Annotated in this window: 25 protein-coding genes; 18 read left to right on the forward strand and 7 right to left on the reverse strand. The window is 65.6% G+C overall.

Translation table 11 applies throughout. The features are described from left to right. Window positions 1–187: 187 nt before the first annotated feature. The 11 genes from nhaA (at window position 188) to BN1233_RS05520 (ending at window position 11550) form a co-directional block, all read left to right on the forward strand. Window positions 188–1408 (forward strand): Na+/H+ antiporter NhaA, encoded by a 1221-nt coding sequence (gene nhaA / locus BN1233_RS05470; RefSeq protein WP_046862565.1) that lies wholly within the window; start codon window positions 188–190, stop codon window positions 1406–1408. A 396-nt stretch (window positions 1409–1804) separates the two neighbouring features. Continuing rightward, complete coding sequence (gene mbhE, locus BN1233_RS05475; RefSeq protein ID WP_197094615.1) at window positions 1805–4015, forward strand: hydrogen gas-evolving membrane-bound hydrogenase subunit E; 2211 nt, start codon at window positions 1805–1807, stop codon at window positions 4013–4015. After that, window positions 4012–4410 (forward strand): MnhB domain-containing protein, encoded by a 399-nt coding sequence (locus BN1233_RS05480; protein WP_046862567.1) that lies wholly within the window; start codon window positions 4012–4014, stop codon window positions 4408–4410. Before mbhE ends, BN1233_RS05480 begins: the two co-directional genes overlap by 4 nt. Before the next feature lies 1 nt (window position 4411). Next, window positions 4412–4816 carry an NADH-quinone oxidoreductase subunit K gene (locus tag BN1233_RS05485; RefSeq protein WP_046862568.1) on the forward strand — a complete coding sequence of 135 codons (405 nt, stop codon included), beginning with the start codon at window positions 4412–4414 and terminating at the stop codon, window positions 4814–4816. Further along, the gene (locus BN1233_RS05490) at window positions 4816–6360 is read left to right on the forward strand and encodes a Na+/H+ antiporter subunit D (protein ID WP_046862569.1); all 1545 of its coding nucleotides are present in this window, start codon (window positions 4816–4818) and stop codon (window positions 6358–6360) included. The genes BN1233_RS05485 and BN1233_RS05490 overlap by 1 nt, the downstream gene beginning before the upstream one ends. After that, a complete protein-coding gene (locus tag BN1233_RS05495) occupies window positions 6357–6689 on the forward strand; it encodes a Na+/H+ antiporter subunit E (RefSeq protein ID WP_046862570.1) in 333 nt (110 codons plus the stop codon). The genes BN1233_RS05490 and BN1233_RS05495 overlap by 4 nt, the downstream gene beginning before the upstream one ends. Beyond that, on the forward strand, window positions 6686–6979 hold the full coding sequence (locus BN1233_RS05500) for an MrpF/PhaF family protein (protein ID WP_046862571.1): 294 nt from the start codon (window positions 6686–6688) through the stop codon (window positions 6977–6979). Before BN1233_RS05495 ends, BN1233_RS05500 begins: the two co-directional genes overlap by 4 nt. Beyond that, the gene (mnhG, locus tag BN1233_RS42610; RefSeq protein WP_082145206.1) at window positions 6976–8169 is read left to right on the forward strand and encodes a monovalent cation/H(+) antiporter subunit G; all 1194 of its coding nucleotides are present in this window, start codon (window positions 6976–6978) and stop codon (window positions 8167–8169) included. The genes BN1233_RS05500 and mnhG overlap by 4 nt, the downstream gene beginning before the upstream one ends. A 57-nt stretch (window positions 8170–8226) precedes the next feature. After that, window positions 8227–9639, forward strand: coding sequence for a sensor histidine kinase (locus BN1233_RS05510; protein ID WP_048709405.1), 1413 nt, complete (start codon window positions 8227–8229; stop codon window positions 9637–9639). Beyond that, complete coding sequence (locus tag BN1233_RS05515; RefSeq protein ID WP_046862573.1) at window positions 9636–10949, forward strand: sigma-54-dependent transcriptional regulator; 1314 nt, start codon at window positions 9636–9638, stop codon at window positions 10947–10949. Before BN1233_RS05510 ends, BN1233_RS05515 begins: the two co-directional genes overlap by 4 nt. Before the next feature lie 256 nt (window positions 10950–11205). Beyond that, window positions 11206–11550: a hypothetical protein gene (locus BN1233_RS05520; protein ID WP_147707001.1), complete on the forward strand. Its 345-nt coding sequence runs from the start codon at window positions 11206–11208 to the stop codon at window positions 11548–11550. 13 nt (window positions 11551–11563) lie between these two features. On the opposite strand, the gene BN1233_RS05525 is transcribed toward BN1233_RS05520, so the two are convergent. The 5 genes from BN1233_RS05525 to BN1233_RS05540 all read right to left on the reverse strand — a co-directional run bounded on the left by BN1233_RS05525 (window position 11564) and on the right by BN1233_RS05540 (window position 15761). After that, window positions 11564–12484 (reverse strand): metal ABC transporter substrate-binding protein, encoded by a 921-nt coding sequence (locus BN1233_RS05525; protein WP_046862575.1) that lies wholly within the window; start codon window positions 12482–12484, stop codon window positions 11564–11566. Window positions 12485–12508: 24 nt separating this feature from the next. Beyond that, on the reverse strand, window positions 12509–13375 hold the full coding sequence (locus BN1233_RS05530) for a metal ABC transporter permease (protein WP_046862576.1): 867 nt from the start codon (window positions 13373–13375) through the stop codon (window positions 12509–12511). 72 nt (window positions 13376–13447) lie between these two features. Beyond that, on the reverse strand, window positions 13448–14182 hold the full coding sequence (gene aztA / locus BN1233_RS05535) for a zinc ABC transporter ATP-binding protein AztA (protein WP_046863099.1): 735 nt from the start codon (window positions 14180–14182) through the stop codon (window positions 13448–13450). Window positions 14183–14187: 5 nt separating this feature from the next. Continuing rightward, on the reverse strand, window positions 14188–14340 hold the full coding sequence (locus BN1233_RS46625) for a hypothetical protein (RefSeq protein WP_154678251.1): 153 nt from the start codon (window positions 14338–14340) through the stop codon (window positions 14188–14190). 257 nt (window positions 14341–14597) lie between these two features. Beyond that, on the reverse strand, window positions 14598–15761 hold the full coding sequence (locus BN1233_RS05540) for a mandelate racemase/muconate lactonizing enzyme family protein (RefSeq protein ID WP_046862577.1): 1164 nt from the start codon (window positions 15759–15761) through the stop codon (window positions 14598–14600). Between the two features lie 100 nt (window positions 15762–15861). Between BN1233_RS05540 and BN1233_RS05545 the strand changes: the two genes are divergently transcribed. The 5 genes from BN1233_RS05545 to BN1233_RS05565 all read left to right on the forward strand — a co-directional run bounded on the left by BN1233_RS05545 (window position 15862) and on the right by BN1233_RS05565 (window position 19913). Further along, entirely contained in the window at window positions 15862–16770 is a 909-nt protein-coding gene (locus tag BN1233_RS05545) for a LysR family transcriptional regulator (protein ID WP_046862578.1), read from the forward strand. Window positions 16771–17033: 263 nt separating this feature from the next. Further along, window positions 17034–18287 (forward strand): glycine oxidase ThiO, encoded by a 1254-nt coding sequence (gene thiO, locus BN1233_RS05550; RefSeq protein ID WP_082145207.1) that lies wholly within the window; start codon window positions 17034–17036, stop codon window positions 18285–18287. Further along, window positions 18284–18496 carry a sulfur carrier protein ThiS gene (gene thiS / locus BN1233_RS05555; protein WP_046862579.1) on the forward strand — a complete coding sequence of 71 codons (213 nt, stop codon included), beginning with the start codon at window positions 18284–18286 and terminating at the stop codon, window positions 18494–18496. The genes thiO and thiS overlap by 4 nt, the downstream gene beginning before the upstream one ends. 2 nt (window positions 18497–18498) lie before the next feature. Then, entirely contained in the window at window positions 18499–19269 is a 771-nt protein-coding gene (gene thiG, locus BN1233_RS05560) for a thiazole synthase (protein ID WP_046862580.1), read from the forward strand. Continuing rightward, a complete protein-coding gene (locus BN1233_RS05565) occupies window positions 19266–19913 on the forward strand; it encodes a thiamine phosphate synthase (protein ID WP_046862581.1) in 648 nt (215 codons plus the stop codon). Before thiG ends, BN1233_RS05565 begins: the two co-directional genes overlap by 4 nt. A gap of 29 nt (window positions 19914–19942) precedes the next feature. Here BN1233_RS05565 and BN1233_RS05570 read toward each other — a convergent pair whose 3' ends face one another. Continuing rightward, on the reverse strand, window positions 19943–21520 hold the full coding sequence (locus tag BN1233_RS05570; protein ID WP_046862582.1) for an OpgD/OpgG family glucan biosynthesis protein: 1578 nt from the start codon (window positions 21518–21520) through the stop codon (window positions 19943–19945). Between the two features lie 155 nt (window positions 21521–21675). On the opposite strand from BN1233_RS05570, the gene BN1233_RS05575 reads away from it, so the two are divergent. Then, window positions 21676–22644: a TAXI family TRAP transporter solute-binding subunit gene (locus BN1233_RS05575; RefSeq protein WP_046862583.1), complete on the forward strand. Its 969-nt coding sequence runs from the start codon at window positions 21676–21678 to the stop codon at window positions 22642–22644. Between the two features lie 166 nt (window positions 22645–22810). Beyond that, window positions 22811–23185 carry a DUF1850 domain-containing protein gene (locus BN1233_RS05580; protein WP_046862584.1) on the forward strand — a complete coding sequence of 125 codons (375 nt, stop codon included), beginning with the start codon at window positions 22811–22813 and terminating at the stop codon, window positions 23183–23185. 32 nt (window positions 23186–23217) lie between these two features. On the opposite strand, the gene BN1233_RS05585 is transcribed toward BN1233_RS05580, so the two are convergent. Continuing rightward, window positions 23218–23436 carry a hypothetical protein gene (locus BN1233_RS05585; RefSeq protein WP_046862585.1) on the reverse strand — a complete coding sequence of 73 codons (219 nt, stop codon included), beginning with the start codon at window positions 23434–23436 and terminating at the stop codon, window positions 23218–23220. Window positions 23437–23499 lie beyond the last annotated feature (63 nt).

Below are 23499 nucleotides of genomic sequence, written 5' to 3' on the forward strand. Positions count from 1 at the left end.
GAGCACCTGGCGCGGGACGCGACGGTCGAAATCCTCTCCTTCGACGAGGCGCTCGTGCGCGCGCAGGATCTGCTGGGCCTCCGGATAGGCCTCATGGCCGCCTGACAGCGCCGTCGCCCACGGACCGAACAAATCCCGATCCACGATGATTTCAGGGGCTTTTGCCCCGCTGAGGTCGCCTTTTCACATGGATGCTCCCGCCCACCGCCCGCCGCCTTCGGTCCTTCGTAGATTCCTCGACAACGAGGCCTCGGGCGGTCTGGTGCTGATGGCGGCGGCCGCCCTGGCCCTGGTTGTTGCGAACTCGCCGCTGGCCCCGGCCTATTTCGGCCTGCTCGAGACCGAGGTGTTCGGCCTCAGCGTCCTGCACTGGATCAACGATGCCCTGATGGCGGTGTTCTTCCTGCTCGTCGGGCTCGAGATCAAGCGCGAGGTCCTGGACGGGCAGCTCTCCACCTGGCCGCGGCGCATCCTGCCCGGGGTCGCGGCGCTCGGCGGCATGCTCGTGCCGGCCTTGATCTATGTGGCCTTCAACCGGAGCGATCCGGCCACCCTGCGGGGCTGGGCCATTCCCACCGCCACCGACATCGCCTTCGCGCTCGGGGTTCTGTCCCTGCTCGGCTCGCGGGTGCCGGTCTCGCTCAAGGTGTTCCTGACCGCCCTGGCGATCATCGACGACCTCGGGGCGGTGGTGATCATCGCCCTGTTCTACACGGGGGATCTGTCGCGGCTCGCCCTCGGGAGCGCGGCCGCCGTGGTGGCCGCCCTCGTGGTGATGAACCGGAGCGGCGTCGTGTGGCTCTGGCCCTATCTGCTGCTTGGCCTCGTGCTCTGGTTCTTCGTGCTGCGCTCGGGGGTGCACGCGACCATTGCCGGGGTGGTCCTGGCCCTGACGATCCCCTTGCGTCGGTCGCCCGCCCGCCCCGACGACCTGGCGGGCTCGCCCCTGCACCGGCTCGAGCACGGGCTGCACAACGGGGTGGCGTTTCTCATCATCCCGCTCTTCGGCCTCGCGAATGCCGGCGTGTCGTTCGCGGGGGTGACGGCAGACGTGCTGTTCAACCCCCTCACGCTCGGCGTGGCGATGGGGCTCGTCTTCGGCAAGCTCATCGGCGTGTTCGGGAGCGGCTATCTGGTCATCCGTCTGGGCCTCGCGGATGTCCCCATGGGGGCCGGCAAGCTCCAGTTCCTGGGCATCGCGCTGCTGTGCGGGATCGGCTTCACGATGAGCCTGTTCATCGACATGCTCGCCTTCGCGGAGGACCCGCTGCTCCAGGAGGAGGCGAAGATCGGCATTCTGAGCGGTTCGCTGATCGCCGGCCTGGCGGGATGGGCCGTGTTGCGCGTCGCGCCCCGCGAGATCCCCCCGCCCGGATCCAGGAAGGGAGGCGTGATCCACAAGGCCTGAGTGCCGCGGACGCGCCGGGTCGGATCGCGTCGCGCATCCGCCATTGGGGCGAGGCCCCGGTGAGACCCGATGAAGCATGCCTCCATGGACCAGCGTCGACCCGGAGTCCTTCGATCGGACATCCGTTCAACTTCGTGAACACCGCTGCCCGGGGCCGTTCACTTTCGTGAACATCGTCATGTGCAGGTGCGGAGCGCGCTGCGCGGAAATGGGCCGAATTCCAGTGTTTCCCGGCCTGATTGCCTCCCGGGCATGAACTGGCACGAAAATTTCTAGGGGCTTGTCGAATGACGAAAGCCTCCGTTGATGGTCCTCCTTGCGTTAGTCGCCTTCTGCTTTGTCGCTGCACCCCTGGTGGGATGGCTAGGCCGACGCTCATCGCCACTGGTGGCGGTCGTGCCCGGGTTGCTGTTCCTGGGGTTCTGCACGTTGCTGCCCGCAGTCAGTGCCTGGGCAGTCGTCCAGGAGGCGCACGCCTGGATTCCGAGCCTCGGCGTCGCGGCCTCGTTCCGGGCGGATGGCCTGTCGCTGCTGTTCGCGTTGTTGATCAGCGGGATTGGGGCGGCAGTCTTCCTCTACGCCTCGTCCTACCTGCGGGGCTACGAACGTCTGGCCCGCTTCTACGTCGTGCTGACCCTCTTTATGGGATCGATGCTCGGTGCCGTGCTGGCCGACGATCTCGTCCTCCTCGTCGTGTTCTGGGAACTCACCAGCCTGACCTCCTTCCTGCTGATCGGATTTTCACCCGAGCAGGCTGAATCGCGCCGGGCGGCGCAGCAGGGCTTCCTGGTCACATTCGCGGGTGGGCTGGCGATGCTGGCCGGGGTCATTCTCCTCGGCCATGCGGCCGGCACATTCTCGATCTCTCAAATCCTCGCACGGGGCGACGTCATCGCCGCGCACCCGCTCGCGTCGGTCATCATCGTCCTGATCGCCGCGGGCGCGTTCGCCAAGTCGGCGCAGGCGCCGCTCCATTCATGGCTGGCCAATGCCATGGTTGCGCCGACGCCAGTGTCGGCCTTCCTGCATTCGGCGACCATGGTGAAACTCGGCGTCTACCTGCTGGCGCGCCTGAGTCCCGTCTTCGAGGGACACGGGCTCTGGGTCCCTCTGCTCATGACCTTCGGAGCCGCGACCATGCTGGTGGGCGCGGTGCTGGCACTGCGCGAGACGGACCTTAAGCGTGTTCTCGCCTATTCCACGATCGTCTCGCTCGGGACGATGGTGCTGATGATCGGCATTCCCGGCGACCTGTCGGCCATGGCCGTCGTCACCTTCCTGACCGTCCACGCGCTCTACAGGGCCTGCCTGTTTCTCGTCGCGGGCATCATCGATCACGAGACCGGCACGCGTGACAGCTCCGCGCTCGGCGGCCTGCGTCACTCCATGCCGGTCACGGCTGCAGCGGCCCTGCTCGGCGGGCTCTCCATGGCGGGGCTGCCGCCCTTCATCGGCTTCGCGGCGAAGGAACTCGTCTACGAGACGAGCCTTGGCGCCTCCGCATCGTGGCTGGTTGTAGGTGTGGCGCTCCTCGCCAACGTCGTCATGGTGGTGGTCGCCGGCATCGTGACGGTGCGCTGTTTCCTCGGCGGAGCCGCGCCAACCCCGAAGGCTCCGCACGACCCAGGGGCTGCCATGCTGGCAGGCCCGGTGGCGCTGGCGCTGCTGGGACTCACCTTCGGCATCGCACCCTGGCTGGCCAGCGGCAGCCTCGTGGTGCCGGCCGCGAGCGCGATTGCGGGCCACCCGATCGAGTACAGGCTCTCGCTCTGGCACGGCTTCACGCCGATGATCGCCTTGAGCGTGCTCACCCTCGTCTTGGGCGTGCTCATGTTCCGGCGGTGGGATGGCATGCGGGCGGCACTTGCGGGCGTCGTGCAGATCGATCTCTGGGGACCGGATCGGCTCTACGACCGAGGCATGGACGCGCTGCAGCGCCTCGCGCGCTGGCAAACCGGGGTGATCCAATCGGGAAGCCTGCGGACTTATGCCGGCCATACACTCACGGTCACCGCGCTGGCCGGGGCCGCGATGCTCTTCCTGCGAGATGGATGGGCGCTGCCCTCCTTCTCGGGAAGTCTGGCGCCCGATCTCGTGCTCGTCGTCCTGCTGGCGGCATCGGCCCTGGCCGTCACCGGCGCACGCAATTTCGTGTCCGGAATCGTGGCCGCCGGCATGGTCGGTTTCGCCATCGCCCTGGTCTTCCTGTTCAATGGTGCTCCGGATCTTGCGTTCACCCAGTTCTCGGTGGAAGCCCTCGCCATCGTCATCCTGCTCGCCATTGTCGGCCGCCTGCCGTTCCGCGAGCGGGACTACCGAAGCCGAGACGAGCGCCTGCGTGATGCTGCCATAGCGATCGGCACCGGCCTGGTGGCGACGCTCGTGCTCCTGAGCGTTCTGGCGCAACCCTTCGACGAGAGGCTCTCCGACTTCTTTCGGCAGGCGAGCGTCCCGCAGGCACACGGGCGCAACCTCGTCAACGTCATCATCGTGGATTTCCGCGCCCTCGACACGCTGGGCGAGATCACCGTGCTCGGGCTCGCGGCAATCGCGGCTGCCGCCGTGATCGTCGGATTGAGGCGCAAGACGGAAGGACGGCCATCATGAACTCCCTCATCCTGCGAACGACCAGCCGGGCGGTCCTGCCGACTGCCCTGATCTTCTCCATCTACGTGCTCCTTCGAGGGCACAACGAGCCCGGCGGCGGCTTCATCGGAGGGCTGATCGCGGCGGCGGGGCTGGCGGTCCACGCGCTGCCACGCGGCGGAGATGCGCTCATGTCGCTCCTGCGCGTCTCTCCGAAGGCGATCATCGGAACCGGTCTCTCCCTCGCGCTGATCTCCGGGCTGCCAGCCCTCCTCATGGCCGAGCCGTTCCTCACGCATCAGTGGGCGTTTCCCGGCGGGATCGCGATCAGCACGACGCTCATCTTCGACACCGGCGTCTATCTCGCGGTCATCGGCTCCGTCCTGACCTTCCTGTCCTACTACTTGGAGAACTGAGTTGGAGCCCGCCTTCGCTCTCGCCTTCGGGATTATGGTGTCGGTCTCGGCCTACCTGATCCTGTCGCGCAACGTGCTCAGGATCGTGCTGGGGCTGCTTGTCCTCGGCAACGCCGCCAATATGGCGATCTTCCTGTCGGGAAGGATCGGCACGCGCATCCCGCCTCTCGTCCCGGATGGCGGGATAACGATCGCAGCGAGCGCCAATCCGCTGCCGCAGGCCCTCATCCTAACGGCGATCGTCATCTCGTTCGCGTTGGTGGCCTTCACCGCCGTCCTCTTCGAGAGTGCGAACCGTCGCCTCGGGACGGTCGATACGGAGGCCATGCGCGAGGCCGAGCCGCGCGAAGACAGTGTGGCAGAACCCGAGAGAAGAGTGCCCATCCCGTTGCGGGAGCTGGCATAATGAACGCTCATCTGCTGCTCACCGCACCGATCGCATTTCCGCTCGGTGGCATCGCGCTGTGCGCCATGCTGTGGAGCCGTCCGCTTGCACAGCGCGCCGTCAGTCTGCTGGCGAGCCTGGGGCTGCTCCTGGCGTCCATCGCCCTGCTGGCGTCAGTTCGTGATGGGACGGTGCTCGCGACGCAGTTCGGCGCATGGTCGGCACCGTTCGGCATCACGTTCGTCGCCGACATGTTCGCGGCTGCCATGGTGCTGATCACCGGACTTATGGCAGTCGCCGTCAATATCCACGGAATGGTCGACGGCGCACAGGCACGCGAGCAGGCCTTCTTCCATCCGCTCTATCAGGGACTGTTGCTTGGAGTGACTGGCGCATTCCTGACCGGCGACATCTTCAATCTTTACGTCTGGTTCGAGGTGATGCTGATCGCTTCGTTCGGGCTTCTGACACTCGGCGGCACGCGAGCGCAGCTCGATGCCGGCGTCAAGTACGTGACGCTGAATCTCCTCGCGACGACGCTGTTCCTGATCGTCGTGGCGTTTCTCTACGGTGTCTCCGGAACCCTCAACATGGCCGATCTGGCTCGGGTTCTACCGACCCTCGAGAACCAGGGCCTGGTCACGACGATCGCCGTCCTGTTCCTGGTCGCCTTCGGCGCCAAGGCAGCGGCATTCCCGCTCTTCTTCTGGCTGCCGGCTGCCTATCACACGGCATCGGCTCCGGTCGCCGCGATCTTCGCCGCACTGCTCACCAAGGTCGGTGTCTACGCGATCATGCGAAGCTTCACGCTCCTGTTCGATGGGGATGCAGGAGTCACGGGGCCAGTAATCGGTGCGGTCGCGGCCGTGACGATGGTGACGGGCGTCCTGGGCGCGGCAGCGCATTTCGACATCCGCCGCATCCTCTCGTTCCACATCATCAGCCAGATCGGCTACATGCTGCTCGGCGTGGCCGTCGCCACGCCGCCGGCGGTAGGCGGTGCGATCCTCTACGTGATCCACCACATCATCGTGAAGGCGAACCTGTTCCTGATCGCCGGCACGATCAACCGGGCGGGCGGCTCCTTTGACCTGAAGGAGATTGGCGGGCTCTACCGCCACCTTCCATTCCTGGGCGTTCTTTTCCTCATTCCGGCATTGTCGCTGGCCGGGCTGCCACCGCTTTCCGGCTTCTGGTCGAAGTTCGTGGTGATCAAGGCGAGCCTGAATGCAGGACATGGAATCCTCGCCGCCACCGGTCTCGTGGTCGGACTTCTGACGCTTTATTCGATGCTGAAGATCTGGAACGAGGCCTTCTGGAAGGCTGCGCCTGAAGGCCAGGACATTGCCATGCGTGCCTGGCGCTCCGACAGACCGGTGCGGCTGGCCATGCTCGGCCCGATCATCGCACTGGCGGCCATAACGATCACCATCGGCCTCTTCGCGGAGCCGTTCGTCGACTTTTCGATGCGGGCTGGCGAACAGATGCTCGACAAGACGGCGTACATCAACGCGGTCTTTAGCGAGTCTTCGACAACCGAACGTGTGGCGGAGGTACGGCCATGAGACCATTCGCAGCGGCAGCAGGTGCCTGGATCCGCTTGGCCGCGCTCTTCTTCCGGGAACTCATCCTCTCGGTCAAGGACGTGGCGGCGACGGTGTTGCAGCCGCGACGTCCGATCCGCTCCGCGATCGTCGCGGTTCCCCTCGATCTCAGGAGTGACGAAGGCATCACCTTGCTTGCGAACATGATCACGCTGACGCCCGGCACCACCAGCCTGCATGTCAGCCAGGACCGGTCGACCCTCTACGTCCATGTGATGAACGCCTCCGATGAGAGTATCCGGCAGATCAAGAGCGGGTTCGAGAGCAGCGTAAAGGAGGTGCTCCCATGAGCGGGGTGGCCGTCCAAGTGGCGGGCATGGCGGTTTCGGCCGTGCTGTTGCTGACCGCGATGGTGTGCGCCGCCATTAGCATCATTCGCGGGCCTGGCGCACCGGACCGTGTCGTTGCCCTCGACATGCTGAGTCTGCTCGGCGTGGCAGCGGCAGGGATTGCGGCCCTGGTGTCCGGCGATACCGCATTCATCGACATCGCTCTTGGCGTTGCACTCGTAGGGTTCCTCGCGACCGTAGCCTTCGCGGGATTCATCGAGCGCGGATCGATTAACGAGGAGGAGAGATGATGGCGGCCTGGTTTGCTCCATTCTTCCTGGTCGGCGGTGCTGTAATCTGCCTGATCGCCGCCATCGGATTGCTGCAACTTCCGGATTTCTTCATGCGTATGCATGCCGCGACGAAGGCGGGCGTCGTGGGCTGCGGTCTTGTCCTGATCGGGGTGGGATTTGCCTATCCGTCACCGGTCATATGGATGAAGATCGCAATTGCGATCGTGTTCCTCCTGCTCACCACTCCGGTCACAGGTCACCTGCTTGCGCGCGCCGGCTATGTCGCCGGAGTACCGCTCTGGGGCGGGACCTTGCGTGATCAACTCGAGGGAGAATTGGAGCGGGGCCAGTTCGAGTGGCCTACCGCCATGACCAAGACGGGCTGGGATCGTCACTATGACCGAGAACGAGAGAGAGGGACGATCGCGAGGATTGTGGTTGCCTTGGCCAGTGGGCCGGACACGGATGCTGCGATCGGCCACGCAGTTGCGTTGGCGAAGACACATAGGGCGGAGCTGGTCGGGCTTGCGATCATCGATACCAAGCGGTTGAGCAATGTGGGCCCGGTGCCGATCGGCGGTGGCTACTACGCGGCCCAGCTTCGCAGCAGCCTGATCGAAAAGGCACGTCACGCTCTGGCCGAGGCCGTCCAGAGGTTCGAGCAGGCTGCGGGTGCTGCCGGGATTCCTTTCACGGTTGCTATGGAGGAGGGCGATCCTGCAAAGATACTCTCCGGCCAACAAAGTCCGGACAGCCTCGTGATGGTGGGCCGCCGCGGGTGGTTCGATCACGGCGTCTCCGACGCAGGAATCGAGCCGCTCCCGCATCTCGTGCGTCGCGGCATCTGGCCGTTAATCGGCGTTTCCGGGGCACCGTCGGAGGTGCGCAGGATCAGCTTCGTTCACGACGGATCCCGCCACAGCGACCGCACCTGGAAGTGGCTGCTCATGCTCGATCCCTGGCCCCAGGCAGCCGTACGCCTGATGCCCGACGACAATGCCGCACAAGATGACCTGCGGGAGGCACGTGCGATCGCGCATGGCCTGAGGCGGAGCTTCGAGGAGGAGCGCGGCGTCGCGACGGCCGGCCGGATTGCTGCATCCCAGGTCGTGATCTTCGGGAATGAGGGTCACGCCGGCTGGATCAACCGGGCCAGAATGGCCGCTCGCCCGCGCCTGGATGAAGTCCCCATCGTGATCTTCGGTTGAGCTCACGCCATGAGGCTGTAACTCTCCGTCCCGTATGAGCGCGTGGAGAGTCCCTTCGTGCAGACCCTGGCCTTCAGACTGCCGGTCACGTTAAGGCTGCCGCTGGCTGCCGCCGGCATGATCTTTGTCGCGGCTGTTGCCTCGACCCAGACCGCAATCGTCCTTATGGGGCGGCTCGCCGATCAACAGGTCGAGACCCTCGGCCAAGTCTACCTCGACGGGCTTTCCGCCGCTCTTCTGCCCCATATCTCCGGGGCCGACGGGGCCGCCATCCACGGAGTGCTGCACCAGGCGCTGGCGTTCCACCAGGGTGTCGTAGACCGGCGGCTGGTGTTCCTCGATCCCGCCCGGGATCTGGTGGTTGACGTCAGCAGACCGGACGCCGCGGACGATGCGGCAATGCCGGCCGACGTGGGCCGGACGGACAGCGGCATGACTCATTCCGACGGCGGCATCTGGATCTGGCGCGAGCTCGACGACGGGCCTACCAGGTACGGGATCGTCGCAGCAAATCTCGATACACGGGCTTTCGACGAGGAACGCAACCTGCTGCGTTGGCTCCTGCTGTTGATTGACCTTGCGTTCAGTGGCCTCTGCGCGGTCCTCGGCCACTTCATGGTCAGGCGTATCCAGCAGCCGATGACGGCAATCGCACGCCATCTTTACCAGGCCGCGCTCGGGATGCTCCGCCCCATGGAGGAGAGCGAGATGCCCGCAGGCGATCTACAGGCCGAGCGGATGTTTCATGCGTTCAATGCTATGGCCCATGCCACTCACGAGCGGGAAGGCCTCCTGTCCCACCTTGCCGACCAACAGCGGGATGCCGTGCTCGGCCGCCTCGCGGCGACGATCGCTCACGAAGTCCGTAATCCCCTGGGGGGCATGAAAACCGCGATCAGTACCTTGAGGCGCTTCGGCGATCGCCCCGACACGCGGGATGAGGCCGTCGGGTTTCTCGAGCGTGGCGTGCGTGCGCTCGAGGAAGTGGTCGACGCGACGCTGGAAAGCCATCGCTCACGCCCCGGCTGGCGGCGGCTTTCGCGACAGGATTTCAGGGATCTCGTCCTGCTCGTCGAGGCGGACGGCAGATCGCGCGACGTCTCGGTCGTCGCCGATCTCGGCATTCCGGACGAGATTCCCGTAGCCGCCCTGGAGGTTCGCCAAATCCTGCTGAACCTGCTCCTGAATGCCGTGCGCGCTTCGACCAAGGGAGGGGCGGTGACGATGAGCGCTACCGTTGGCGATGCGGAGTTGGTCGTCAATGTTCGCGATCAAGGAAGCGGATTGAGCCCGGGAATGGCGCGTGCCCTCGAGACCGGGAAAGCCATCGACGACGTGCCAGGGTTGGGCGTTGCCGTCTTGATCCGCCTGGTCGAGCGTCTGCGAGGGCGAGTGGCAATCGAGTCGAAGCCGGGCCTCGGCACTAGCATCACGTTACGCCTCCCGTTCCAGGAGGACGCATCCTCATGAGCGAGCGGGCCGCAACAGTTCTCATTGTCGAGGACGATACGATCTTTGGCGGCGCGCTCGCTCAAAGATTGAAGCTCGAGGGATTCGACGTCGATTGGGCCCAAAACTGTGCGGAAGCGATCAGCGCGTTGAAGCGACAGCGCCCTGACTTCGTGCTGTCGGACATCGTCCTTCCCGACGGCTCCGGCGAGGATCTCTATCGGAGATCGCAGATCTACCTAGGGGAAACGCCCATCCTGTTCGCAACGGCGTTCGGAGAGATCGATCAGGCCGTGCGGTTGGTGAAGGCCGGGGCGGACGACTACCTGACCAAGCCTTATGACGTCGACGATCTGGTCGAACGCATTCGCGCCCGTGTCGCGCACAGGGCGGAACGAGCGAGTGGACCGGGAGCGGTGGAGTTCGCGCTGTCGCCGACCACCGAGGTGATCGCCGAGCAGTTGCGTCGCGTTGCCGACACCGATCTCCCGGTGCTGATCACGGGCGAGACGGGCACGGGGAAGGAGGTTGCTGCGCGCTACCTGCACGGATCCTCACCCCATTCGGCCGGACCATTCGTGGCAGTCAATTGCGGCGCCATCCCTCGCGAGCTTCTGGAGAGTCAGTTCTTCGGCCATGAACGCGGAGCGTTCACCGGCGCAGCGCAAGCGCATGTCGGTTATTTCGAGGAGGCAAGAGGTGGCACGTTGTTCCTCGATGAGATCGGCGAGTTGGACACAAGGCTTCAGGTGGCGCTGTTGCGGGTGCTTCAGGACGGGCGCTTCCGTCCGATCGGTTCGCGCAAGGAACACAGCTTTGCGGGCCGCATCGTGGCCGCAACTAATGCGGAACTCGACCGGATGCGGGCGGAACGCAAGTTCCGCGATGATCTATACTACCGACTCTCGGTTGTGGAGGTCAGGATGCCGCCGCTGCGCGAGCGGATGGACGAAGTGGAGCCGCTCGCGATGCGGCTGCTGCATGAGGCTGCCGCTCGCCGAGGACGAACGGCGCAAAAGCTCTCGCCGGAGGCGCGGGCCGCGCTGCTGCATCATGACTGGCCGGGCAATGTCCGGGAGCTGCGCAATCGCCTGGAGCGGGCCAGCGTGCTCGCCCGTGCCGATATCTTGGAACCGGGTGACATCTTCCCGGAGATGACCCTGGACGAGCTGTCTGCCGAGACGCTGGCGGACGTGAGAAGGCAAGCCGAGGCCGAGCAGATCGAGCGGGCATTGGCGCTCTCGCAGGGCCGGGTCGGTGACGCGGCCAAACGACTGGGAATCTCGCGAACGACCCTGTGGAAGCGCAGGGCAAGGCGTGGAGACCAGTAGGCAGTGCTGGAAGTTCGCCGCAGGAGACCGGATCTGAAGCAGCTCTTTCTCGGTGTTGGCCGCAGCCCCGAGGCGCACGATCAGCTTTTCCCGAATTCCGGGCGTGCGGCGGGTGTGCATGACAAAGCATGCTCGTCCACGTTCAGACTCCGCAGAGCTTCCTTGGATTTGATGGTGTGAGGGTGCCGTGGGCCGTTATCGCTTCCACAACCCGGATCGTAGGTCCGCTTATTCCGACGAGAGGGGGCGTCCTTCGTTGAACCAAACGACAGACCCCGAGGAGATACGGGCTCCGGCTTCGGCACCGGAATGCGAGCACGACCCGCTGCGCTTGAGCCCCGGGATGCTGCGCCTCTTGAGGGAGGCCTCCGAGCACTGCGAGGGGCAGGTCAGGATCATCCGCGCGCGGCAGGGGAGTTGGCCCGACGAACTCCGCCTTTTGCGCAAGCTCGAGAGCGGGGGCTATCTCGAGTTGCTGGCCACCCGCGACGAGCCCCACGAGGGGAGGGTGACCGCAACCTATGCCATTACCGTCAAGGGCCGGAAGGCGGTGGCCTTCTGCCATGAGGAGAGCGGTCCCAAGAAAGCTGATGCCCGATAGATGACTTTAAGGCTCAGGAAGCGAGCGCCTGGGCGATCGCCCGGATATTGTGGCGAATCATGTCGATATAGGTCGGTGCCGGCCCGCCGGGCTCCGACAGAGCATCCGAATAAAGCCTCTCGCCGATTTTCGCGCCGGTCTCGTCCGCGATCCGCGCAATGAGCCGCCGGTCCGAGATGTTCTCCACGAAGACCGCGCCGATCTTCTCGCGGCGGATCTGCTGGATAATCCGGGCGACGTCCCTGGCGGAGGCTTCCGATTCCGTCGAGACGCCCTGCGGCGAGACGAAATCGAGCCCGTAGGCGTTCTCGAAATAGGCGAAGGCTTCGTGGGAGGTGATGATGCGTCGCCGATCGGCGGGAATCGCGGCAATCGTCGTCCGGACTTCAGCATCGAGCGCGTCGAGTTCGTCGAGATAGCGTTCGGCATTTGCCTCGAAGACGGGCCGGCTCTCGGGATCGGCAGTTGCGAGCGCGTCACGGATGTTCGCGACGTAGATCTTCGCATTGCTGACGTCCTGCCACGCGTGTGGATCGATGCTCGCCTGCCCGTGGCCATGTCGATGTCCGTGAACATGACCGCTCGATAGAGTTTTCACCCTGGCCGCGGCATCGACTATTCTAGCCTTCGTTCCCGAAGCCGTGACGAGCCGGCTGATCCAACCCTCGAAGCCCAAGCCGTTCGTAATGACGACATTCGCCTCCGCGAGCTGACGCCCATCGGCCGGTGTCGGAGAGTAGACGTGAGCATCCCCGTTCGGCCCCACGAGGGTGACGAGGTCGATCCGATCGCCCCCGACCTTCCGGACGAAGTCTCCGAGAATCGAGAACGTCGCCACGACCTTGAGGCGGCTCGGCTGGGCTGACGCCGGGAGAGCCACAACGGCCGCCAGGGTGGTCAGTAGTAACGTTACAACGTTGCGTTTCCCGCTCATATGGTATCTCACTGACGGCCAGGTTCAGGCTTCGAGGTGTTTGCGCGGCCGCAGGAGCCAAAGCAATCCACCTGCCGGGCCGATGATCAGCGACAGGATATAGATCCCGCCGGCGGTCAGGATGATGGCCGGTCCGGCGGGCAGCTCGAAGTGATAGGACAGGAGGAGGCCGACGAGGCCGGACACGAGGCCTGCCCCGACCGCTACGATCATCATGATGGTGATATCGGCGCTCCAGAAGCGGGCAGCGATTGCGGGCAGCATCATGAGCCCAACGGCCAAGAGCGTCCCGAGGGCATGGAAGCCGGCAACGAGGTTCAGGACCACGAGACCGAGGAACAGGAGATGGGTCGGAGGCCCGGCCCGGCTGACGGAGCGCAGAAAGGTCGGGTCGACGCATTCGAGGACCAGCGGCCGGTAGACCAGTGCAAGCGCGAGGAGCGTGACGGTCGCGACGCCTGCCAGGAGGAGAAGGGCGGCATCGTCGAGGGCCAGGACGGTTCCGAACAAGACGTGCAGGAGGTCGATATTCGAGCCTCGGACCGAGATGACGGTGACCCCGAGCGCAAGCGAGAGGAGATAGAAGGCGGCAAGAGATGCATCCTCCTTCAGGCTCGTGAGGCGCGCCACGAGCCCCGCGGCAACCGCAACGACGATGCCTGCGACGAGACCGCCGAGCGTCATCGCGGGCAGCGACAGCCCGGCCACGAGGTAGCCGAGTGCTGCCCCAGGGAGAATCGCATGGGCGATCGCATCGCCGGTCAGGCTCATCCGGCGCAGCATCAGGAAAATGCCGACGGGACCGCTCCCGAGGGCTATCGCCACGACTCCGACGAGCGCCCGCTGCATGAAGTCGAATTCGGCGAAAGGCGCGATGAAGGTGTCGTACATGTCTCAGCCTGAGCGCAGGGCCGCTCTGCGGGATCTCTATCGAGGACGGGTGGCTGGTCCGTTCGCGCCCGATCAGGTCCCTGTGCGGGCACAAGGCTCCGCCTGCGGATCATGGGCCTCGATCATGCGACGGGCCCGCAGGAGGTTGCGGGAATTGAGGACCGTCCCGGTCTCGCCCCAGGCGATCGGTTCCCGGGCAATCAGCAGGGTTTCCGGGAACACCTGCTTCACGAGTTCGAGGTCGTGGAGCACCGCGACGACGGTGCGCGCTTCCCGGTGCCAGCGTCTCAGGAGATCGAGAAGATCCGCCGTAGTCTTGGCGTCGATCGCCGTGAACGGCTCGTCGAGCAGGATGATCTCGGCATCCTGCAGGAGCAGCCGGGCGAACAGGGCGCGCTGCATCTGCCCCCCCGAGAGGGTGCCGATCGGGCGCCCTTCGAAGCCGGTCAGGCCGACGGCAGCAATGGCCTCTTCGATCCGGGCGTGATCCCGGCGCTGCACCCTTCCGAACAATCCCGTATGGGACCACAGGCCCATGGCGACGAGGTCGTAGACAGGGAGCGGAAAGCTGCGGTCGAGATCGGCGATCTGCGGCAGATAGGCGATCCGCGATCCAGAAACCTCGATACAGCCCTCGTGTGGCTGCAAGGTCCCAACGATTCCGCGCAGGAGCGTCGACTTGCCGGCGCCATTCGGACCGACGATGGCGAGCAGGCCGCCGGACGGGACTTCCCCCACGAGGTGGTGCACGGCAGGATGGCGCCCATAGCCGAGCGTGACGTTGTCGAACCGGATCGCCGTGGTCATCGTCATCAGGCCATCACGAGAAAAACGAGGGCCCACAGAGCCGCGAGCAGCACTCCGGCGCCGACGAACCGCTGTGCTGCGGAAAGACGCAGCAGCGAGAGCGTCGGCACCGACGCAATCGCGTGCCGGACTTGGCCGTGGCGATGTTCATGGCTCATGACCCTTCATAGTCCCTGCGCGATGCGCTTTCCAGAGGTCTGCCGCCTGACGACGGCCAAAGTGGGAGCATCATCAAGAACCATGCTCCCGCCGGATGCGCCTTGCCGTGACGTCTCTCACATCCCGTGAGGTGAGGGAGAGACGCCGAGGGAGCGCCGGATGATATAGGACAGTAGTAAAATCAATGCGATACGCCGACTGTCTTGTCGCTGGAACGGGTGAAGCCCACGGCGTGTGTGGCGCCGCAGGTACGGTCTCATTCAGCGAGCTGCCGCATGACCTTGATGAGGTCCGATTTCCCCTCGAACCCAATGCCCGGAAGGTCGGGCATGACAATGTGGCCGCCCTCGACGCGCACGCTGTCCGGGAAGCCGCCATAGGGCTGGAATAGGTCAGGATAGCTCTCGTTGCCGCCGAGCCCAAGGCCGGCAGCGATGTTGAGCGACATCTGGTGCCCTCCATGGGGGATGCAGCGGCTCGGGGACCAGCCGAACTGCGCCAGTACGTCGAGAGTGCGGAGGTATTCCACCAAGCCGTAGGACAGGGCGCAGTCGAACTGCAGCCAGTCCCGGTCCGGGCGCATCCCGCCGTAGCGAAGCAGGTTGCGGGCGTCCTGGTGCGAGAACAGGTTTTCGCCCGTAGCCATCGGGCCCGGATAGAACTCCGACAGAGCCGCCTGGAGCGCGTGGTCGAGGGGATCGCCGGCCTCCTCGTACCAGAACAGAGGGTAGTCGCGGAGCATCTTGGCATAGGCAATGCCGGTCTCAAGATCGAAACGCCCGTTGGCATCGACCGCGAGTTGCGCGTCCGAGCCGATCTCGGCGAGCACTGCCTCGATGCGGCGCCGGTCCTCCGCGATGGGCGCGCCGCCGATCTTCATCTTCACAACAGTGTAGCCCCGGTCGAGGTAGCCGCGCATCTCGGCCCGGAGCGCCGCATCGTCCTTGCCGGGATAGTAGTAGCCGCCAGCCGCATAAACGAAGACCTTCGGGTTGGCCTCGCGGCCTTTGCGTTCGGCCAGGAGGCGGAAGAGCGGCTTGCCGGCGATCTTCGCCACCGCGTCCCACACCGCCATGTCGAGCGTTCCAACTGCTACCGAGCGCTCGCCGTGGCCGCCGGGCTTTTCGTTCGTCATCATCGCGGCCCAGATCTTGTGCGGGTCGAGATTGTCGGCGTTCTCGTCGAGGAGGCTCTCCGGAGGGGCTTCGAGGATGCGGTCGCGGAAGCGCTCGTGGATAAGACCGCCCTGGCCGTATCGGCCGTTGGAGTTGAAGCCGTAGCCGACGACGCGCCGTCCGTCACGCACCACGTCGGTGACAACGGCGACGAGGCTCGTGGTCATCTTCGAAAAGTCGATATAGGCATTGCGGATCGGCGAGGCGATCGGTTGCGTGATCTCGCGAACGTCGATGATGCGCATAGGCGTCTCCCAGGAATGTGAGCCATGGGTCGCTTAGATCTGGACGGTGCAATTTGGCTAATGCCATGTTCGGATCCCCTTATGCGCGGGCGGCATCACCATGGATCTGGACTGGCTCAGGGATTTTCTGGCGCTGGCGGACGAGAAAAGCTTCTCGCGCGCTGCGGATGCTCGTCACGTCACTCAGCCCGCTTTCAGCCGGCGCATTCGCGCTTTGGAGGATTGGATGGGGACATCGCTCTTCCAGCGGACCGCGCAGGGAGCGACCCTCACGCCCGCGGGGGCCCATTTCCGACCGCTCGCCGAAGAGCTGCTGCGCGCCCTGCGACGAGCGCAGCGGGAAACGAGGGCGGTCGGCACACGCGAAACGGCGTCCCTGTCGATTGCGGCGACGCATGCGCTCTCCTTCACCTTCTTTCCCGGCTGGATTCGTAAGCACATCCGGCTCGAAGCATTCGGCACGCTCAACCTGATCTCGGACAGCATGGAGGCGTGCGAAGAGGTCATGCTCGCCGGTGAGGTCGATTTCCTGCTTTGCCACTATCACACAGGCGCGCCGACGCGTTTCGATCCCGACCGGTTTCAGAGCATTGCGGTGGGATCTGACACGCTCGTCCCAGTCAGCGCGCCCGATGCAGAAGGTCATCCCGTGTGGCCGCTCGTCACCGATCGCGAGAGACGGACGCGGCTGCTTGCTTATAGCCAAGCCTCGGGGCTCGGCCGGATCTTGGCCGCGCATCAAGTCGCAGGGGGCGAAGCCCCCGGCCTGGAAACCGTCTTCACATCCCATCATGCGGCGACGCTGATGAGCATGGCGCGGGAGGGTCACGGCGTCACGTGGTTGCCGCGAACGTTGATCGAAGACGATTTGGCATGCGCCCGCTTGGTCCGTGCCGGACCGGAACGCGCCGCCATAGAGGTTGAGATCAGGCTCTTCCGATCAAACGATGCGCAAAGTTCTGCCGCAAACGAACTGTGGACCCTCCTGGTCGGGTCCGCTGGTCTGTGACGGCCTTAATAGCCGCTCTGAGGGAGATTGTCGGGCTCTCTTGACCTGCACGACCCGATCACGCAACTTGATCCTGTTCCAGGGAGATCCCCGACAAGGGGCTGAGAAACCGCTGGGCTCGACGGGCTGGACCGTCCGGCAGCGCGGAAATCCTTCGAACCTGATCCGGTTTGCACCGGCGTAGGGATTGGACCGAGGCGCAGGCCTCCCGCGGTTCACAGAGCCGGGAACTCCGATCTCCCGCCGAACCCGTGGAGGTCTGAATGCCATTCCCGACACTCCAAACCCTGTCCATCGGCGAGCGCCTAAGGCCGCCGAGAGTGACCGGCCTTGCGGATTCCAGCGAGGCGAAGCCCGTCCCCGCGAGCGCCGACGTTGCTGTCGTCGGGGCCGGCCTTATCGGGCTGTCCATCGCATGGCGTCTTGCTCGCTGCGGCTTGGCGGTGGCGGTTTTCGATCGCGGCACGGCCGGCGACGGAGCGAGCTTCGCCGCGACGGGGATGCTCGCAGCAGCCGCCGAACTCGAGCCCGGGGGCGAGGATCTTCTGGCCCTCTGCCTCGAAAGCCAGCGGTTATGGCCCACATTCCGGGACGATCTCGAGGCCGCCTCCGGAATCCCGATCGACTATCGCGACGAGGGAACGCTTCTCGTGGCTCTCGGCCGTGAGGAGGTCGAGCGGCTGCGGTTCCGGCACGACCTGCAGTCCCGCGCGGGTCTGTCTGCTCGCTGGGTGAGCGGTCCGGAGGCACGCGCCATCGAACCGGGCCTGCGGCCGGCGGTCACGGCCGGGATCTTCTGCCCTGAGGATCATCAGGTCGATCCGAGATGCGTCATTCAGGCCCTTCGCCAGGCACTTCTGAAGAGCGGCGGAGATCTCGTCGAGAATGCATCCGCGGTGATCGATCAGGCAGGCGGACGGATCGCGGGTGTGCAGGTCGGCGACAACTTCTGCCGGGCGCCCGTCGTCGTGGTGGCGACCGGAGCCTGGACGGCCACCGATGATATCCTGCCGGCCGGACTGACGGTTCCGGTTCGTCCCCTCAAAGGGCAGGCGCTGGCGCTTCGCACGGATCCCCGGCTTCCGGCGCTGACGCACGTCGTCTGGACCGAGGACGTCCATCTCGCCCCGAAGGCCGATGGGCGCCTGATCGTCGGCGCGACCGTCGAGGAACGCGGCTTCGACGCAGCAGTGACGGCCGGAGGCCTCTACGCGCTCCTGGAGGGTGCACGCCGGGCTCTGCCCTCGATCGAGGAGATGGAGGTGGAGGCCGTCTGGACGGGCTTCCGACCGACCTCGGACGACGATGCACCGATCATCGGTGCAACGCCACTTGACGGCCTGCTGATCGCGACCGGTCATCACCGCAATGGCGTGCTGCTGGCCCCCATCACGGCGAAGGCCGTGGAGGAACTCGTCACGCGTGGCGAGGCTTCCGGAGCCGCGGCCGGCTTCGCACTCGATCGCTTCCCACCGGGAGGCTCAATTCAAGCCGAGAACCATGGAGGATTCCGATGAGGCTTACGGTCAATGGTGAAGAGCGCCACAGCCATGCTTCCAACCTTGCGGAGCTGTGGCAGGTGGAAACAGAGGGTTTCGATCTTCCGGGCCCGCAGGGCTTCGCGATCGCGCTGAACGGTTCGGTCGTCCGCCAGCCGGACTGGGCAGCCACGCGCCTGAGCGAAGGCGACCGGGTCGAGATCATCCGGGCCATGCAAGGAGGCTGAGGATGCGCGAGGACAATTTCATCATCGCGGGCCAGAGGCTGGCCTCGCGGCTCCTGCTCGGGACGGCCGGGTATCCGAACCAGCGGGTCCTCGCCGATGCCGTCCGGGCGAGCGAATGCGAGATCGTCACGGTGTCGATCCGGCGGATTTCCCTGAAGGGGCACGGGTCCGATACAGTGCGCCTGCTCTCGGGCTACCGCTTCCTCCCGAACACCGCCGGCTGCGAGACGGCCCGCGATGCGATCCTGACGGCGGAACTCGCCCGTGAGGCGCTCGGCACGAATTGGATCAAGCTCGAGGTGATCGGCGACCGGGAAACGCTCTATCCCGAGGTTACCGAGCTCCTCGAGGCGACCCGCGAACTGGTCGATCGCGGCTTCGTCGTGCTGCCCTACTGCACCGATGATCCCGTCATCTGTCAGCGACTCGCAGATCTCGGGGCTGCGGCCGTCATGCCGATGGGATCGCTGATCGGATCGGGCATGGGGATCGCCAATCCCTCCAATCTCGAGCTGATCTGCCGCCGCTCGCCGGTGCCGGTCATCGTCGATGCCGGGATCGGGACGGCTTCGGATGCCGCGCTGGCCATGGAGCTCGGGGCATCCGCGATCCTCCTGAACACGGCCGTCGCCAAGGCCGACGATCCCGTCCGCATGGCCTCGGCCATGCGGCATGCCGTGGAGGCTGGTCGGCTGGCCTATCTCGCCGGGCGCATTCCACGCCGGAGCCGGGCCGAGCCCTCGAGCCCGCAACTCGGTCTCGTCGGATCGTGAGCGCCATCCCGGCGCCGCTCCTCGTCGTCACCGATCGGCATCAAGCTCGTGCGCCGCTCCTGGAGACCGTCGCGGCAATCTGCGCGGCTGGCGGCCGCTGGATCTGGTTCCGCGACCGGGATCTCGATCCGGGCGAAAGACGCCGCCTCGCCGAGAGCCTGTCCGGTGTCGTTCGATCGTCCGATGCCTTCCTGACGGTAGGGGGTGATATCGAACTCGCGGCGAGCGTGGCGGCGGATGGCGTGCACCTCCCGTCGGGGGCGTCGGTCAGCGCGGCGCGGCGTCGGCTCGGCGCGCGCGCCCTGATCGGTGTCTCTGCTCACGGGCTGGACGATGTCCAAAGGGCCACGGAGGCCGGGGCGGATTACGTCACCCTCAGCCCGATCTTTCCGAGTTCCAGCAAGCCGGGATACGGCCCGGCCCTGGGCGTGAGCGCGATCGGGACCGCCGCGCGATGCGGTGTCCCGGTCCTTGCCCTGGGAGGAATCACGCCGAGCCGCGCCGGGGATTGTCGGCTCATGGGTGCGGCCGGTGTGGCCGTCATGGGCGATCTCATGCGCGCAGATGATCCCGCCCGCCTCGTCATGGCCCACCATGAGGCCTTCGCGGAGGGCGAGCACCGGTCAGCGCATAGAGAGCATTGACCGCGGCCAAGGCGATGCTTGGGCGCCGATCAGCCCGTCGGATGGTATTGATAGAGCCAGCTCTCCGTCAGCACGGAATCTCCGCTCCGGAGGAAGCAGCGCAGCTCGACGGGATCCGTTCCGGTCGCGGCGAGGTCGAACTGGGTCCGCCAATGCCCGGGCACATCGTTCGGGACTGCCTCGGTCTGGATATTGTGGAATTCTCCCCGCGAGGCCGTCAGCACCGGTTCCGGGATGACACCTGACGGCAGCTGCTCGAGCGGCTTGCCCTTGAACTCGACCATGAACTTGCGCCAGCCGCGCGGGCGCACGGTCCCGGCTTGGCCGCCATTGCCGAGACGCGTGGCAACGCAACGGGCGAGGGGAGTGGGGAAAGGCTCGTCCGCCCACCAGTACATGCGGTAGCGGAAGGAGAACTCGTCACCGGCCCTGGCGGGCTGCGCCGGAACCCACATCGCCACGATATTGTCGTGGATCTCGTCGTCGGTCGGAATCTCGACGAGCTGGATCGAGCCCTGACCCCATTCGCCCTGGGGCTCGACCCAGAGGGAGGGCCGCCGGTCGTAATAGACCCCGTCGAGGTAGTGATCGAAGCTCCGATCTCGCTGGAGAAGCCCGAAGCCGCGGGGATTCTGATCCGTGAATGCGGAGGTGATGATCCGTGGTGGATTGTTGAGCGGACGCCAGATCCGCTCTCCGGCTCCCGTCCACATCGCAAGGCCATCCGAATCGTGGACCTCGGGACGCCAGTCGATGGCCGTGGGCTTCGCCTTCTCCGAGAACCAGTACATTGACGTCAGCGGGGCGATTCCGAGCCGGGAAATGTCCTCGCGCAGGAAGAGGTTCTTATCGATGTCCATGGTCACGCCGGCCGCGCGGCGCATGACGAACCGGAATGCCCCGGAGATGCTCGCGCCGTCGAGCAGGGCAAAGACCGTGACGGTGTCGGAGCCGGGCCGCGGCGTCTCGAAATAGATATGCGTGAAGTCCGGGAACTCCTCGCTCTCGTTGAAGACCGCGACGTCGACGGCGACGCCGCGCGCGGAAAGCCCGTATTGGTAGAGTTCGCCGATCGCCCGAAAGTAGGACGCTCCCAAGAACGCAACCCAGTCGTTCTTGCGCCAATCGAGCTGGCCGCTCCGCGCCTCCTGGAAGCGGAAGCCTGCAAAACCCGAATTGGGCGGGAGCCCATGAGCCGGGGAGTCCGACGGCATGTCGAAATAGGCGCTGTCATAGACGATCTCGCGCGCCTGGCCGCCCTCGACGACATGCATCCGGACCGGCTTCTGGAAGTAGCGGCCGAGATGGAAGAAGGTCACCGGGTATTCGCTCGGGCCATGGGCCCAGAGCGCGAGGTCCGGCTTGAACCGGATCTTGCCGTGCGCGTCGTAGTCGATCTGGTTGAGGATTTCGGCGGACGGGCGCGGCGGTGGGGAATAGGGGCGTCTCGCCGATTCCTGGGCTTGCCTGCGCAGGCCATCCCATGAGAAATCGGCCGGAGCGCCAAGCTTGAGCGCTGCCTGGGCCAATGCAGAGGCTGGAAATCCGGCGCTTGCAAGTGCGGCCGTAGCAAAAGCGGAATGGAGGAAGACGCGGCGGTCGATCATGCTGTCCAGGCTGGAAATGCGTGACGGGACGTTCTGTCCGCGGGGGCGGGCAGGCCGGGGTGCAGCCTCATAATCGCTTGAGAACGGTTCGTCAGCCTCCATTCTACCCCAACCACCAGATGCGGCGAGAAAGCGCCGCTACCAGGGAGACGATCATGAAGTTCAAACCTGCCCGTATGCTCGCGGGCCTTGTGGCCGCCGCCGTGCTGATGAGCGCAAGCGTGCCGGCCCGCGCTCAGGATTTCATTACGGTGCTCACGGGCGGGACTTCGGGCGTCTATTACCCGCTCGGCGTCGCTCTCTCGAAAATCTTCGCGGAAAAGATCCCGGGAAGCCGCCCGACCGTCCAGGCCACCAAGGCCTCGGTCGAGAACCTCACGCTCCTGCAACAGGGGCGCGGCGAGATCGCGTTCACCCTCGGCGACAGCCTGGCCCTCGCCTGGGCCGGCGACGAGGAGGCCGGCTTCAAGTCCAAGCTTGCGAAGTTGCGTGGGCTGACGGCGATCTATCCGAATTACATCCAGGTCGTCGCCTCGAAGGATTCCGGCATCAAGACGCTGGCCGATCTCAAGGGGAAGCGTCTGTCGGTGGGCGCGCCCAAATCCGGAACGGAGCTGAACGCACGGGCGATCCTCGAGGGCGCCGGGCTCAGCTACAAGGACCTCGGCAAGGTCGAATACCTTCCGTTTGCCGAGTCGGTGGAACTCATGAAGAACCGCCAGCTCGACGCAACGCTGCAATCGGCGGGGCTCGGCGTCGCTTCGATCAGGGATCTTGCGACCTCCGTCGATATCGTCGTCGTCGAGATCCCGGCGAGCATCGTGGACAAGGTCGGCTCGCCTTACGTGAAGGCGATCATCCCGGCGAACACCTATACCGGTCAGGCCGAGCCGGTCGAGACGGCGGCCGTCGTCAATTACCTGGTGACGCATTCGGGCGTGAAGGATGAAGTCGCCTACCAGATGATGAAGGCCCTGTACGAAAGCCTGCCGGATCTCGCCGCCGCGCATGCCGCGGCGCGGGACATCAAGATCGAGAATGCGCTCCAGGGCATGCCGGTGCCTCTGCACCCGGGCGCCGAGCGCTACCTGAAAGAGCGCGGCATCGCCAAGAAGGACTCCTGAGCCCCGCCGGGCTGCCCACGCAGGCAGCCCGGATTCCTTTGGCCCGGGAAGCCATCGCCCGGCACACAGGGATGGCCGCGATGTCGCAAGCATCATCGCTGGCAGGGGCACGGGCTCTCGTGTCCGGTGGCGGCCGGAGCCGGGGCCGCCCCACGGCGGCATACCCGTGAGCCTCTGCCTTATCGCGGGAGCCGCGACCGTCGCGCTCCTTGCAAGCGAGATCACGCTCGCTTGGGATCATTCCGTCGAGCATGTTCGGTGGGAGGAGGACTGGCGGGCCGGATCGGCCGGCCTAGAACTCGTCGAGGCGCGGGTGCGCGGATCGGGAGCCGGCATGGACCCGCCGCCGGAGGCGCAGTTCCGGGATGGATGGTGGCGCTGGCGGCCCGCACTGCGTCCTCTGCCGGAAGTCGTTCTGCGGCGGTCGGGCGCCACGGCAGATTGGCGCATCTGCCGCGCCGGCGAATGCGAGCCGATCGGGCGCTTCGTGCCCCGTGATGCGGATCCCGTGATCCTGAAGCCCTGCGACGCCGCTCCCTGAAAGCTGCTCGCGCGTTTTCGCGCCGGATGGCTTCAGCTTCGGATCGGCTCGATCGCCGTCGAATGTCGCCACAGGGCGACCATGGCGTAGACGGCGAGAAGACCGAACAGGGCCATCAGGACGTAAGCCGCGATGTGGCCGAGTTCGAACAGGCCCGCGATGGCCCAGGCACCCGCAAACGCGACGCCGAAGACCTCGGTGCCCACCAGGATCATCACGCTCACCACGGTGATGAAATTCCGCCAGTTCATGTCAGACACTCATAGGTTCGGCTCGGGGTCGGTCCGGCTCGCCGGAGGCCGCTCCCGGGGGAC

Origin of the sequence: Microvirga massiliensis (assembly GCF_001006805.1) — a bacterium.
In the GTDB taxonomy this organism is placed as follows: domain Bacteria; phylum Pseudomonadota; class Alphaproteobacteria; order Rhizobiales; family Beijerinckiaceae; genus Microvirga; species Microvirga massiliensis.